The sequence below is a fragment of the Streptomyces sp. NBC_00448 genome (assembly GCF_036014115.1).
Classification (GTDB): domain Bacteria; phylum Actinomycetota; class Actinomycetes; order Streptomycetales; family Streptomycetaceae; genus Actinacidiphila.
The window spans coordinates 5,941,098-5,953,882 of record NZ_CP107913.1 but is presented as its reverse complement, the minus strand read 5'-3'; the positions used below and the strand labels follow the sequence as shown (position 1 = coordinate 5,953,882).

At 74.1% G+C, this 12,785-nt stretch carries 11 protein-coding genes; 3 read left to right on the top strand and 8 right to left on the bottom strand.

The window, feature by feature from the left end:
- Positions 1-4: 4 nt before the first annotated feature.
- The gene (locus tag OG370_RS25655) at positions 5-1,273 is read right to left on the bottom strand and encodes an alpha/beta fold hydrolase (RefSeq protein WP_328468150.1); all 1,269 of its coding nucleotides are present in this window, start codon (positions 1,271-1,273) and stop codon (positions 5-7) included.
- A gap of 131 nt (positions 1,274-1,404) precedes the next feature.
- Positions 1,405-2,562, bottom strand: coding sequence for an alanine racemase (gene alr, locus OG370_RS25650; protein WP_328468148.1), 1,158 nt, complete (start codon positions 2,560-2,562; stop codon positions 1,405-1,407).
- A 414-nt stretch (positions 2,563-2,976) separates the two neighbouring features.
- Between alr and OG370_RS25645 the strand changes: the two genes are divergently transcribed.
- Complete coding sequence (locus OG370_RS25645) at positions 2,977-3,963, top strand: RNA polymerase sigma-70 factor (protein WP_328468146.1); 987 nt, start codon at positions 2,977-2,979, stop codon at positions 3,961-3,963.
- Here OG370_RS25645 and OG370_RS25640 read toward each other — a convergent pair.
- Positions 3,960-5,399: an NAD(P)H-hydrate dehydratase gene (locus tag OG370_RS25640; RefSeq protein WP_328468144.1), complete on the bottom strand. Its 1,440-nt coding sequence runs from the start codon at positions 5,397-5,399 to the stop codon at positions 3,960-3,962. The genes OG370_RS25645 and OG370_RS25640 overlap by 4 nt on opposite strands.
- A gap of 115 nt (positions 5,400-5,514) precedes the next feature.
- On the bottom strand, positions 5,515-5,883 hold the full coding sequence (locus OG370_RS25635; RefSeq protein ID WP_328468142.1) for a holo-ACP synthase: 369 nt from the start codon (positions 5,881-5,883) through the stop codon (positions 5,515-5,517).
- A gap of 193 nt (positions 5,884-6,076) precedes the next feature.
- On the opposite strand from OG370_RS25635, the gene coaA reads away from it, so the two are divergent.
- Together coaA and OG370_RS25625 are read left to right on the top strand one after the other, a co-directional pair.
- Positions 6,077-7,078, top strand: coding sequence for a type I pantothenate kinase (coaA, locus tag OG370_RS25630; protein WP_328468140.1), 1,002 nt, complete (start codon positions 6,077-6,079; stop codon positions 7,076-7,078).
- A 99-nt stretch (positions 7,079-7,177) separates the two neighbouring features.
- On the top strand, positions 7,178-8,152 hold the full coding sequence (locus tag OG370_RS25625) for a DUF389 domain-containing protein (RefSeq protein ID WP_328468138.1): 975 nt from the start codon (positions 7,178-7,180) through the stop codon (positions 8,150-8,152).
- A 45-nt stretch (positions 8,153-8,197) separates the two neighbouring features.
- Here OG370_RS25625 and glmM read toward each other — a convergent pair whose 3' ends face one another.
- The 4 genes from glmM to OG370_RS25605 all read right to left on the bottom strand — a co-directional run bounded on the left by glmM (position 8,198) and on the right by OG370_RS25605 (position 12,724).
- On the bottom strand, positions 8,198-9,556 hold the full coding sequence (gene glmM / locus OG370_RS25620; protein WP_328468136.1) for a phosphoglucosamine mutase: 1,359 nt from the start codon (positions 9,554-9,556) through the stop codon (positions 8,198-8,200).
- Between the two features lie 217 nt (positions 9,557-9,773).
- Positions 9,774-10,289, bottom strand: coding sequence for a 30S ribosomal protein S9 (gene rpsI / locus OG370_RS25615; RefSeq protein WP_328468134.1), 516 nt, complete (start codon positions 10,287-10,289; stop codon positions 9,774-9,776).
- 39 nt (positions 10,290-10,328) lie between these two features.
- Positions 10,329-10,772: a 50S ribosomal protein L13 gene (gene rplM, locus OG370_RS25610; RefSeq protein ID WP_103886886.1), complete on the bottom strand. Its 444-nt coding sequence runs from the start codon at positions 10,770-10,772 to the stop codon at positions 10,329-10,331.
- Between the two features lie 329 nt (positions 10,773-11,101).
- Complete coding sequence (locus OG370_RS25605) at positions 11,102-12,724, bottom strand: ABC-F family ATP-binding cassette domain-containing protein (protein ID WP_328468132.1); 1,623 nt, start codon at positions 12,722-12,724, stop codon at positions 11,102-11,104.
- Between the last annotated feature and the right edge of the window lie 61 nt (positions 12,725-12,785).

Sequence of the window (12,785 nt, the reverse complement as noted above, 5' to 3'; positions counted from 1 at the left end):
AATGCTACGCGTCGATGGTGGCCGTCAGGTCGCGCAGCCGCTGCGGTACGGGGGCGCGCACGCCGTCCGCGGCCTTCGCGATCAGCCCCGCCAGCGCGGCCCCCACCACCTCGGGCTGCTCCAGCAGCGCGAGGTGACCGGCGCCCGGCACCACCACCAACTCGGCGCCGGGCAGCTTCTCGGCGATGTCCGCGCTGTGCGCGCTCGGCGTCAGCAGATCCTTGTCGCCGGCCAGCACCAGCGCGGGCGGGCCGGCGAGCGCGGCGAGCTTGTCGCTCTTCTCGTGCTCGGTGAACGCCGGGTAGAACTCGGCCACCACGTCGATCGGGGTGCCCTCGATCAGCCGCTCGGCGAAGCGGGCCACGCCCGGATCGACGTCGCTGGAGCCGAAGCTGTAGCGCTTGATGACGCCGGCGAACAGCTCGGCGGTGGCCCGCCGGCCGCGCTCCACCAGCTCCGCCTGGCGGCCCATCACCCGCAGCATGCCGGGCGCGAGCGCCCGGAACGCCCGCGCGCCGACCGCGGGAAGACCCAGCGGCACCGCGGCGAGCTTGCCCGCCGAGGTGGAGATCAGCGCGACTCCGGCGACGCGCTCGCGGACGTACTCCGGGAACTGGTCCGCGAAGGCCATCACCGTCATCCCGCCCATGGAGTGCCCGACCAGCACCACCGGGCCCTGCGGCACCGCCGCGTCGAGCACCGCCTTCAGGTCGCGGCCCAGCTCGTCGATGGTGGCCGGCTCGCCCGCGAGCTGGTCCCGGCCGCGCTCGCTGCGGCCGTGGCTGCGCTGATCCCAGTACACCGCCCGCACCGCGCCGCGCAGCAGCGCCCGCTGGAAGTGCCAGGAGTCCTGGTTGAGGCAGTACCCGTGCGAGAAGACCACGGTGACCGGCGGTTGCGGCGCCCCTTCGGCCTCCGGACCGGCCCCGGACTCGGCGTCGGACTCGGTGCGGCGGGCACGCAGCCAGCCGCGATTGGCGGGACGGGCGGCCCTGGCGGGTGGCGGCGGGCTCTCCGGCTCCGGTGCGGGCGGCGGCTCGTCCACCTCGTAGTACAGCTCGGTGCCGTCCTCGGCCACCGCGACGCCAGGGGTGCCGCGCAGGCTGCCGTACGGGCCCGCGGCATCGAGCGCGAGCTGCGCGCGGCGGCGCATCCCGCGGCCGACGGTGGCCCGTTCGATCGCCACGCCCGCGGCCGCGCCGGCCGCCACCACGCCGATCGCGGCGCCGACCAGCCCGGCCCGCTCCCACTTCATCCCCGCTCCCTCCGCCATCGGTCAGCCACTCCCCGTCGGTGCGGAGGCGGCGCTCCGGCCGGGCCGGCGGGACGTGGGGGCGCACTGAACCCGATCGATGCACGCCGGCGCGCGGAAGCCCGCCGACCGCGCCCCCTGGGCCCGGCCGCTCATGCCACCTCGCCCACGTACACGCGCGGCACCCGCGGGCCGATACGGGTGACGATCTCGTACGCGATGGTGCCGCAGGCGCGCGCCCAGTCCTCGGCGGTGGGCTCGCCCGCGTCGCCCGGACCGAAGAGCACCGCCTCGTCGCCCGGCGCCGCGGTGTCGCCGCCGAGGTCCACCACGAACTGGTCCATCGCCACCCGTCCCGCCACCGTCCGCCACTTGCCGGCCACCAGCACCGGGCCGCTGCCCGACGCATGCCGCGGTACACCGTCTCCATACCCCAGCGGGACCAGGGCAAGCGTGGTCTCACCCGGGGTGACGTACATATGGCCGTAGCTCACGCCGTGGTTGCCGGGGACGCGCTTGACCGAGGCGAGCCGGGCCGCGAGCGTCATCACGGGGCGCAGCCCGAAGTCCGCGGGGCCGCCGATCTGCGGCACCGGCGAGATGCCGTACATCGCCACGCCCGGCCGCACCAGGTCGAAGTGGGCCTCGGGGAGGGTGAGCGTGCCGGGCGAGTTCGCCAGGTGCCGCACCTCCGGGTCGAGCCCGGCCTCCGCGGCCTGCGCGAGGGCGGTACGGAACACGTCGAGTTCGCGCGCGATCGAGGGGTGGTCGGGCTCGTCGGCGCACGAGAAGTGGGACCACACGCCGGTGACGCGGATCGCGCCGGCCCGTTCGGCGGCGCGCGCCGCGCGGGTCAGGTCCGGCCAGTCGGCGGGCTGCGCGCCGTTACGGCCCAGGCCCGCGTCGATCTTGAGCTGGACCCGTGCGGTGCGGTGCGCCGCGCGGGCCGCCGCGACCACCTCGTCCAGCGCCCAACGGGCGCTGACCGTCACGTCGATGTCCGCCTCCACGCACTCCTGCCAGGGCCCTCCGGGGGTCCACAGCCAGCACAGCACCCTGCCGCCGAGGCCGGCCGCCCGCAACGCGAGGGCCTCCTGCGGGGTGGCCGCGCCGAGCCACTCCGCGCCGGCCTGCTGCGCGGCCCGCGCGCACGCCACCATGCCGTGGCCGTACGCGTCCGCCTTCACCACGGCCATGAACGCCGCGCCGGGCGCGTGCGCGCGCAGCGCGGTCACGTTCGAGCGGAGCGCGGCGAGGTCGATCCGTGCGGTGGCGCGAAGCGCGGGGGCGACGGCGGAGTCGGTGTCCATGGCGGTGGTCCTTGCGGTGACTCGTGGGTGCGGTGCGGAATCTTCTTGTCGGGCGGCGGTCCGGGTGCGGTTTTGCGCGTTGCGCACGTGCAAGTGTCGCAGGCCCGGCCCCCGCGGTTCGGCTCCCGCCGCGGGTACGGGTGACGGCTCCCCGCCGCGACGGTTCCGGCCGCGGGTACGGGTGACGGCGCCCCGCCGCGACGGTTCCGGCTTCGCCGCCGACCACCGGCCGGTGGTGTGTTGCGCGCGCAGTTCCCCGCGCCCCTGAAAATGTGCGGCTCGCCCGGGCTTGCCCCAGCCACCCGCCGCAACGGTTCCGGCTTCGCCGCTGAGCACCCACCGGCGGACGGCTGGTCGCGCAGTTCCCCGCGCCCCTGAAAATGTGCGGCTCACGGGTCGGGATAGCGTGGGCGCATGCGCGGGTTTTTTGAGGGGGAGCTGGGGGAGGGCGAGGTGGCCGGGGGGGCGGCGGTGGAGCCGTTTACCCGGGACCGGGCGCTGCTCTTCTCGACGGCGTACCGGATGCTCGGGAGCGTGGCGGACGCGGAGGATGTGCTGCAGGACGCCTGGCTGAAGTGGGCGGCCGTGGATCGTACGAGGGTGGAACGCCCGACGGCGTATCTGGTGCGCACCGTCACGAACCTGTGCCTCAACCGCCTGACGTCGGCGCGTGCCACCCGGGAGACGTACGTCGGACCGTGGCTGCCGGAGCCGCTCCTGACCGGCCTCGCGAGCCCGGACGCGGCCGAGCACGCCGAACGCGCGGACTCGGTGTCGATGGCGATGCTGGTGGTCCTGGAGTCGCTGAGCCCGCTGGAGCGGGCGGTGTTCGTGCTGCACGACGTCTTCGGCTACGGCTACGGCGAGATCGCCGGGTTCCTGGACCGTACGGAGCCGGCCGTACGGCAGACCGCGCACCGCGCCAGGAACCACGTCCAGGCCGGCCGGCCCCGCTACGGCACCGACGACGTCGACCAGGCGGCGCGGCGCGAACTGACCGAACGGTTCCTCGCCGCCAGCTCCGGCGGCGACGTCAACGCGCTGATGGAACTGCTCGCCCCCGACGTGACCTCCTGGTCCGACGGCGGCGGAAAGGTCACCGCGGCGACCAGGCCGCTGCGCAGGCCCGACCGCGTCGCCCGCTGGATGCTGGGGGTGCTCGCCAAGCCGGAGCTGGCCGACGTCGTCGTACGGGCGGCCGGCATCAACGGGCAGCCCGGCGTGCTGTTCACCCTCGGCGGCCACCCCGTCGGCGCGCTGACGTTCGAAGTCACCGACGGCCTGATCAGCGAGCTGCGCTTCCAGGTCAACCCCGACAAGCTGAGCGGGCTGCGCGGACCGGGCAACCAGGGCGACCCGGCCGCGACCTGGTCCCCCGGGCCCGGCGACGGCAAGCCCTAGCCCGACACGTTCCGCCAGGCGCGGGGCAGCGCGTCGGCGAGGTCGAGCGCGGTCAGCGGGACCTCGGTCAGCCTGGCCGCCAGGCCGTGCAGGTAGGCGCCCACCGAGGCGGCGTCCTGAGCCGCGAGGCCGGCCGCGAGCAGCGAACCGGTCAGCCCGGACAGCACGTCGCCGCTGCCGGCCGTGGCCAGCCACGCGCTGCCCGTCGCGTTGACCCGCACCGGGCGGGCCGGGTCCGGGTCGGCCACCAGGGTCGTGGAGCCCTTGAGGAGCACGGTCGCCCCGAACCGGGCGGCCAACTCGCGCACCGCGTGCAGCCGCCGCCCCTCCACCTCCTCGCGCGCCCAGCCGAGCAGCGCCGCCGCCTCCCCGGCGTGCGGCGTCAGCACGGTGGCCGCCGTACGCCGCCGGACCGCCTCGGGGGTCAGCAGCCGCAGCCCGTCCGCGTCGACCAGGATCGGCACGTCCGCGGCCAGCGCGTCGCCCACCGCGGTGTGCGCGTCCGCGGTGTCGCCGAGCCCGGGCCCGACCACCCACGCCTGCACCCGCCCCGCGGAGCGCGGCGATCCGGCCGACACCAGGGTCTCCGGGTGCCGGGCCAGCACCGCCGCCCCGCCGGGCCCGGCGTACCGCACCGCGCCCGCGCCGCCGCGCAGCGCCCCGGACACCGCGAGCACCGCCGCGCCCGGGTACCGCTCCGACCCGGCGGACACCCCGACCACGCCCCGCCGGTACTTGTCGCTCTCCCCGCTCGGCCGCGGCAGCAGCGCGGCCACGTCGGCGTGCTGGAGCGCCGCCAACTCGGGCGCCCCGAGGTCGCCGTCCAGACCGATGTCCACCAGCCGCAGTGCCCCGGCGAACCCCGCCGCCGGGTCGATCAGCAGCCCGGGCTTGTAGGTGCCGAACGTGACGGTCGCGTCCGCGCGCACCGCCGGGCCGTGCACCTCGCCGGTGTCGGCGTCCACCCCGCTGGGCAGATCCACGGCGAGCACCGCGGCCCGCGCGTCCTGGGCGGCCCGCGCGAGGTCGGCCGCGTCGGGCCGCAGCCCGCCCTTGCCGCCGATACCGGTCACGCCGTCCAGCACCAGGTCCGCCCGCGCGACGGCCCGCGCACCCTCGTCCGCCGTCACCACCCGTCCCCCGGCCGCCCGGAACGCCGCCAGCCCCTGGGCGTACGCCCGCTCCGGGTTCAGCAGCACCGCGGTCGCCGCCGCGCCCCGGCGGACCAGCCGCGCCGCCGCGAACAGCGCGTCCCCGCCGTTCGCGCCGCTGCCCACCAGCACCGCCACCCGCGCACCGTAGACCCGTCCCAGCAGGTCCGCGCCCGCGGTGGCCAGCCCGGCCGCCGCGCGCTGCATCAGCGCGCCCTCCGGCACCCGCGCCATCAGCGCCGCCTCGCCCCGCCGCACGGTCTCCACACTGTGCCCGTACCTCATCAGCAACCTTCCGCTCGGCGCCCCTCCCGAGCTTACGGAGCCCCCGAACTCCCTGCCACGCCAAGCCGACCCGTAGTGCCCGCCCCGCGGCCCGGCCGACGCGAGCCGTCGCGCTTCAGCTCTCGGCGATGACCACGGCCGAGGCGATGCCCGCGTCGTGGGAGAGCGAGACGTGCCAGTTGCGGACGCCGAGGGCGGCGGCGCGGGCGGCGACAGTGCCCTGGACGGCGAGGTGCGGCTGGCCGGCCGGGGACGTGGTGATCTCCGCGTCGAGCCACTGCAGGCCCGCGGGCGCGCCCAGCGCCTTGGCGAGGGCCTCCTTGGCGGCGAAGCGGGCCGCCAGCGAGGCGGAGCCGCGGGGGGCGCCGGAGGGCAGCAGCAACTCGGCCGGGGTGAAGAGGCGTCCGGCCATGCCCGGGGTGCGGGCCAGGGCCGCCTCGAAGCGCTGGATCTCGGCAACGTCGATGCCGACGCCGACGATCACGCCGCGCCCGCTGCCGTGCCGGGGACCGTACCGGGGACCGTCCGGGATGCGGTCCGGGGCGCCGTCCCGACCGGACCGCCCTGTCGCGTGCTGCCGTCCATGGAGATCAGCTTAGGGCGCCGCGGGCGACCCGAACGCCGTCCGCACCCGCCCCCGCGGCACCGCCGGCCCGCGGCCACTGGACAATGGCCCGGTGCCGACCACGCCGCCGCTCGCCGCCGCCACGAGTCCCTACGTCGACCTGACCCGCGCCCAGTGGAGCGCGCTGCGCGACCGTACGCCGCTGACGCTCACCGCCGAGGAGGTGGAGCGGCTGCGCGGGCTCGGCGATGTCGTCGACCTGGAGGAGGTGGTCGACGTCTACCTGCCGCTGTCCCGGCTGCTGAACCTGTACATCGCCGCGCACAGCGGGCTGCGCGGCGCGCTCAACACCTTCCTCGGTGCGGCGGCCGGACCGGCGGGCGTGCAGCCCGGCACCCCGTTCGTGATAGGGGTGGCCGGCAGCGTCGCGGTCGGCAAGTCCACCACCGCCCGGGTGCTGCGCGCCCTGCTCGCCCTCCCCCAGGCCCCGGCCGGGGGTGCCGTGCGGCCCCCGCGCCGCGTGGAGCTGGTCACCACCGACGGATTCCTGCTGCCCAACGCCGAGTTGGAGCGGCGCGGGCTGATGGCCCGCAAGGGCTTCCCCGAGTCCTACGACCGCCGCGCGCTCACCCGCTTCGTCGTGGACGTGAAGTCCGGCCGCCCCGAGGTCACCGCGCCGGTCTACTCGCACCTGAGCTACGACATCGTGCCCGGCGAGCAGTTGACCGTGCGCCGCCCGGACATCCTGATCGTCGAGGGGCTCAACGTCCTCCAGCCCACGCTGCCCGGCAAGGACGGCCGCACCCGGATCGGCCTCGCCGACCACTTCGACTTCAGCGTGTACGTCGACGCGCGCACCGGGGACATCGAGCAGTGGTACCTCGACCGCTTCCGCAAGCTGCGCGCGACCGCCTTCCAGAACCCGGACTCGTACTTCCGCAAGTACACCCAGGTGCCCGAGGAGGAGGCGCTGGACTACGCCCGGCTGATGTGGCGGACCATCAACCAGCCGAACCTGGAGGAGAACGTGCTTCCCACCCGCAGCCGCGCCACGCTGGTGCTGCGCAAGGGCGAGGGGCACAAGGTCCAGCGGCTGAGGCTGCGCAAGCTCTGACCGGCCGGCGCCCGGCAGCCGCCCAGAACCGCCCCGCCCCATTCCGGAGGACCCGCCCCCGGACCCTCCCACCCCGCGCTACCCGACGGAGAGCAACCCGTGCTTCATCTGCGGCTGATCGTGCCGTCCGACCGCACCGAGCAGGTCTGCGACCTGGTACGGAACACCGTCGGCGCCACCCACCTGACCCGGCTGCGCGGTGCCGCGCTCGACCCGCCCGGCGACCTGCTGACGTGCGAGGTGGCCCGTGAGGCGGCCGATCCGCTGCTGGCGGCGCTGCGCGAGCTCGGCATCGCCGATGCCGGCTCGATCTCGGTGGAGCCGGTCGAGTTGACGCTCTCGAAGAGCGCCGACCGGGCGGAGGAGGAGGCACCGGGCGAGGGCGCCGACGCCGTGCTGTGGGAGTCCCTGGTCGAGGAGACCCACGAGGAGTCCTCGCTGACCGTCACCTATCTGGCGTTCCTCACGGTGGCGACCATGCTCGCCGCCTACGGCGTGATGCTGGACAGCTCGATCCTGATCGTCGGCGCGATGGTGGTCGGCCCGGAGTTCGGCCCGCTGGCCGGGTTCTGCACGTCGCTGGTCCGGCGCGACGCGGCGCTGGCCCGGCGTTCGCTGGTGGCGCTGCTGGTCGGCTTCCCGCTGGCGGTACTGCTCACCGGCGCCTTCGCGGAGATCCTGAACGCCGTCGGCCTGTTCACCCACGCGAAGTTCTCCGCCCCGCACCCGGCCACCCAGTTCATCTGGCAGCCGACCGCGGACTCCTTCGTGGTGGCCTTCCTCGCCGGAATCGCCGGAATACTGTCGCTGACGTCGGCGAAGTCCGGGGCGCTGGTCGGTGTGGCGATCTCGGTGACCACCGTGCCGGCCGCCGCGAACGCCGCGCTGGCCATCTCGTACACCGACTGGCACGAGGTCTGGGGCTCCACCGTGCAGCTCGCGCTGAACCTGGCGGGCATCGCGATGGCCGGCACGCTGACGCTGCTCGCCCAGAAGTGGTACTGGGCGAGCAACGTGCAGCGGTATCCCAAGGGCCTGTTCACCCGTCGCGGCCCGGGCCGGGCCCCGCGCTGACCCTCCGCCGGTCCCGTACCCGTACCCGTCCGCCGGGCCCGGGCACTACCCCAGCGTCGCCTTGACCAGGTCCGCCAGCCGCCCTGCCACCGTGCGCGCGTGGTCGATGTCCGCAGCCTCGACCATCACCCGCACCAGGGGTTCGGTGCCCGAGGGGCGCAGCAGGACCCGTCCGGTGGTGCCGAGTTCGGCCTCGGCCTCGGTGACGGCGACGGCCAGTTCGGGCGCGCGGGACATCCGGCTCCTGTCGACGTCGGGGACGTTGACGAGCACCTGGGGCAGCCGCTGCATGACGGTGGCCAGGTCGGCGAGCGAACGGCCGGTGGCGGCGACCCGGGCGGCCAGCAGCAGCCCGGTCAGGGTGCCGTCGCCGGTGGTGGCGTGGTCCAGCACGATGACGTGGCCGGACTGCTCGCCGCCGAGCGCGTAGCCGTGCTCCTTCATCGACTCCAGCACGTAGCGGTCGCCGACCGCGGTCTGCACGAAGGTGATGCCCTCGCGCTCCATCGCCAGCTTGAAGCCGAGGTTGGACATCACCGTGGCGACCACGGTGTTCTCCCGCAGCGTGCCCTGCTCGCGCAGCGCCAGCGCCAGCACCGCGAGGATCTGGTCGCCGTCGACCTCCTCGCCGGCCGCGTCGACGGCCAGGCAGCGGTCGGCGTCGCCGTCGTGGGCGATGCCCAGGTCCGCGCCGTGCTCGACCACGGCGGCCTTGAGCAGGTCGAGGTGGGTGGAGCCGCAGCCGTCGTTGATGTTGAGGCCGTCGGGCTGGGCGCCGATGGTGATCACCTCGGCGCCGGCCCGGGAGAACGCCTCGGGCGACACCCGGGAGGCCGCGCCGTGCGCCTCGTCGAGCACGATCTTCAGGCCGTCGAGCCGGTTCGGCAGCACCGCGACCAGGTGGGCGACGTAGCGGTCGAAGCCCTCGTCGTAGTCGCGGACCCGGCCGACGCCGGCGCCGGTCGGGCGGACCCACGGGGCGCCGGTGCGGTGCTCCTCGTAGATCGACTCGATCCGGTCCTCCAGCTCGTCGTCGAGCTTGTGGCCGCCGCGGGCCAGGAACTTGACGCCGTTGTCCGGCATCGCGTTGTGGCTGGCGGAGAGCATCACGCCGAGGTCGGCGCCCAGCGCGCCGGTGAGATACGCCACCGCGGGAGTGGGCAGCACACCGACGCGCAGGACGTCCACGCCCGCGCTGGCCAGGCCCGCCACCACGGCGGCCTCCAGAAACTCACCCGAGGCACGCGGATCGCGCCCGACCACGGCCACCGGCCGGTGCCCGGCGAAACTGCCCGCCTCGGCCAGTACATGCGCCGCCGCGACCGACAGCCCGAGCGCCAGCTCCGCGGTCAGGTCGGCGTTGGCGATGCCCCGCACCCCGTCGGTGCCGAAGAGTCGTCCCACAGTGTTTCCTCCGATGCGATGCGGCGGCTCTGCTTTGCGGTGCTTGCGGTGTGCCGCGGTACTGCTGGGTGTCGCGGTGCCGCTGGGTCGTACAAGCACACATATACGCCCCTAGCTCATCATGCGAACGCCCCGGAGGCACCGATGTGCCTCCGGGGCGTTGCGTTGCGCGCCGAACGGGGGTGAAGCGGAACGCCCGACTCCCCCGCCGGGACGACTAGCGCTTGCTGAACTGCGGCGCCTTGCGGGCCTTCTTCAGACCGGCCTTCTTCCGCTCGACCGCGCGGTCGTCACGGGTCAGGAAGCCGGCCTTCTTGAGCGGACCGCGGTTGTTGTCGACGTCCGCCTCGTTGAGCGCACGGGCGACACCCAGGCGCAGCGCACCGGCCTGGCCGGAGATGCCGCCGCCGGAGATGCGGGCGACGACGTCGTAGCGACCGTCGAGCTCGAGCACCTTGAACGGCTCGTTGACTTCCTGCTGGTGCACCTTGTTGGGGAAGTAGCCCTCAAGGGTGCGGCCGTTGATCTTCCACTTGCCGCTGCCGGGGATGATCCGGACGCGGGCGATCGAGCGCTTGCGGCGGCCGGTGCCGGCAGCCGGCTGCGGGTCGCCGAAGCGGGAGGCGAGCGACTCGGAGGTGTACTCCCCCTCGACGGCCTCGGACTCGAAGGTCGTGATCTCGTCGTAGGACTCTTCGCCCTCGACGACGGTCTCGGCGGTGGTCTCAGCCACGATTCTCCTCAGATTCTTTCTGGTAGCAGGTGGCCGGGACTACTGCGCGACCTGGGTGATCTCGAACGGCACCGGCTGCTGGGCAGCGTGCGGGTGCTGGTCGCCCGAGTAGACCTTCAGCTTGGTGAGCATCTGGCGGCCCAGGGTGTTCTTGGGGAGCATGCCCTTGACGGCCTTCTCGACGGCCTTCTCCGGGCTCTTGGCCAGCAGCTCGTCGTAGCGCACGGAGCGCAGGCCGCCGGGGTACCCGGAGTGGCGGTAGGCCATCTTCTGGGTCTTCTTGTTCCCGGACAGGTGCACCTTGTCGGCGTTGATGATGATGACGAAGTCACCGGTGTCGACGTGGGGCGCGTAGATGGGCTTGTGCTTGCCCCGCAGGAGAGTCGCGGCCTGGGTGGCCAGGCGACCCAGGACGACGTCCTGCGCGTCGATGACATGCCACTGGCGCTGAACGTCGCCGGGCTTGGGGCTGTACGTACGCACGGTCGTTAGCCTTCGCTATCTTCGGTGAGTTGGTCCTGACAAGGCCACCCGGCGATCACGACAGCCTTGGAGACACAAGGGGACGCAACCCATGGGCCTACCGCTGGTCATCGGCCCGGTGGACCGGCGTAAGGGCCTCTCACGTGAGATAGAGCAAGCCAATACGCATAACGACATCGCAGAATACCCGTGTGGTCCCTGCCGGGTCAAAACGATCCGGCTGCGGAGGGCCGGGGGCGACCCTCCACGGTACGTGGTGCTGTCGGTTGAGGGACCACCGGCCGGTGGGGGCTGGTCCCGTGACGGGCCTCCCGGGGCACCCCTGGGGGTCAGCGCGGCCGGTCCACGCGGCGCTCGTCCCAGACCGGCTCGGCCGTCTCGCGGACCAGGCCGTCGGAGCCGAAGACGAGGTAGCGGTCGAAGGCGCGGGCGAACCAGCGGTCGTGGGTGACCGCGAGGACCGTGCCGTCGTACGCCTCCAGGCCGTCCTGGAGGGCCTCCGCGCTCTCCAGGTCCAGGTTGTCCGTCGGCTCGTCCAGCAGCAGCGCGGTGGTGCCCTGGAGCTCCATCAGGAGGATCTGGAAGCGGGCCTGCTGGCCGCCGGACAGCTTGTCGAAGGGCTGGTCGCCCTGCCGCTCGAGTTCGTACCGCCGCAGCACGGACATCGCGCGGCCGCGGTCGCGGGCGTGCTCGGCCCACAGGATGTCCACCAGGGTGCGGCCGGTCAGCTCAGGATGGGCGTGGGTCTGCGCGAAGTGCCCGGGCACCACCCGGGCGCCCAGCTTGTGCACCCCGGTGTGCGCGACGGACGTGTCCCCGGCCAGCAGCCGCAGGAAGTGCGACTTGCCCGAGCCGTTGGAGCCCAGCACCGCGACCCGCTCGCCGTAGAACACCTCCAGGTCGAACGGCCGCATCAGGCCGGTCAGTTCGAGCTGCTCGCAGGTGATCGCGCGCACCCCGGTCCGGCCGCCCTGGAGCCGCATCCGGATGTCCTGCTCGCGCGGCGGCTCCTGCGGCGCGCCGGCCTCCTCGAACCGCCGCAGCCGGGTCTGCGCCGCGTGGTACCGGGAGGCCATGTCGGGGCTGATGGCCGCCTGCTGCCGCAGCCGCAGCACCATCGCCTTGATCTTGGCGTGCTCCTCGTCCCAGCGGCGGCGCAGCTCCTCGAACCGGGCGAACCGCTCCTTGCGGGCCTCGTGGAAGGTGCCGAACCCGCCGCCGTGCACCCACGCGGTGGACCCGGCCGGGCCCGTCTCCACGCTGACGATCTTCTCCGCGGTACGCGACAGCAGCTCGCGGTCGTGGCTGACGAACAGCACGGTCTTACGGGTCTGCGCGATCTGCTCCTCCAGCCAGCGCTTGCCCGGCACGTCCAGGTAGTTGTCCGGCTCGTCCAGCAGCAGCACCTCGTCGGGGCCGCGCAGCAGCGCCTCCAGCACCAGCCGCTTCTGCTCGCCGCCGGAGAGCGTCTTCACCTCGCGCCACTGCGCCCGGTCGTACGGCACCCCGAGCGCCGCCATGGTGCACATGTCCCACAGCGTCTCCGCTTCGTACCCGCGCGCCTCCGCCCACTCGCTCAGCGCCGTGGCGTACGCCATCTGCGCGGGTTCGTCGTCCTGCGCCATGATCGCCAGCTCGGCGGCGTCGACGGCCTTCGCGGCGGCCTGGATACGGGGGTGCGCGACGGACACCAGCAGGTCGCGGACGGTGCGGTCGTCGCGGACGCTGCCCACGAACTGCCGCATCACGCCGAGGCCGCCGCTGACGGTGACGGTGCCGCCGTGCGGCTTCAGCTCGCCGGAGATCAGCCGCAGCAGTGTCGTCTTGCCCGCGCCGTTGGGGCCCACCAGGGCCACCGCGGCGCCGTCGCCGACCCGGAACGAGACGTCGCCGAGCAGCGCCCGGCCGTCCGGGAGGTAGTACTCGATGTGCGCGGCTTCCACATGACCCATGGCCCGGATTCTCCCTGCCTCCACGGACCTGCCCCAAGTCCTTTTCCGGGGCCTCGGCGGC

What these genes read in the sequence shown, in the direction of transcription:
- OG370_RS25655 (WP_328468150.1), bottom strand. Translation starts at nt 1,273, where the DNA reads ATGGCGGAGGGAGCGGGGATGAAGTGGGAGCGGGCCGGGCTGGTCGGC.
- alr (WP_328468148.1), bottom strand. Translation starts at nt 2,562, where the DNA reads ATGGACACCGACTCCGCCGTCGCCCCCGCGCTTCGCGCCACCGCACGG.
- OG370_RS25645 (WP_328468146.1), top strand. Translation starts at nt 2,977, where the DNA reads ATGCGCGGGTTTTTTGAGGGGGAGCTGGGGGAGGGCGAGGTGGCCGGG.
- OG370_RS25640 (WP_328468144.1), bottom strand. Translation starts at nt 5,399, where the DNA reads ATGAGGTACGGGCACAGTGTGGAGACCGTGCGGCGGGGCGAGGCGGCG.
- OG370_RS25605 (WP_328468132.1), bottom strand. Translation starts at nt 12,724, where the DNA reads ATGGGTCATGTGGAAGCCGCGCACATCGAGTACTACCTCCCGGACGGC.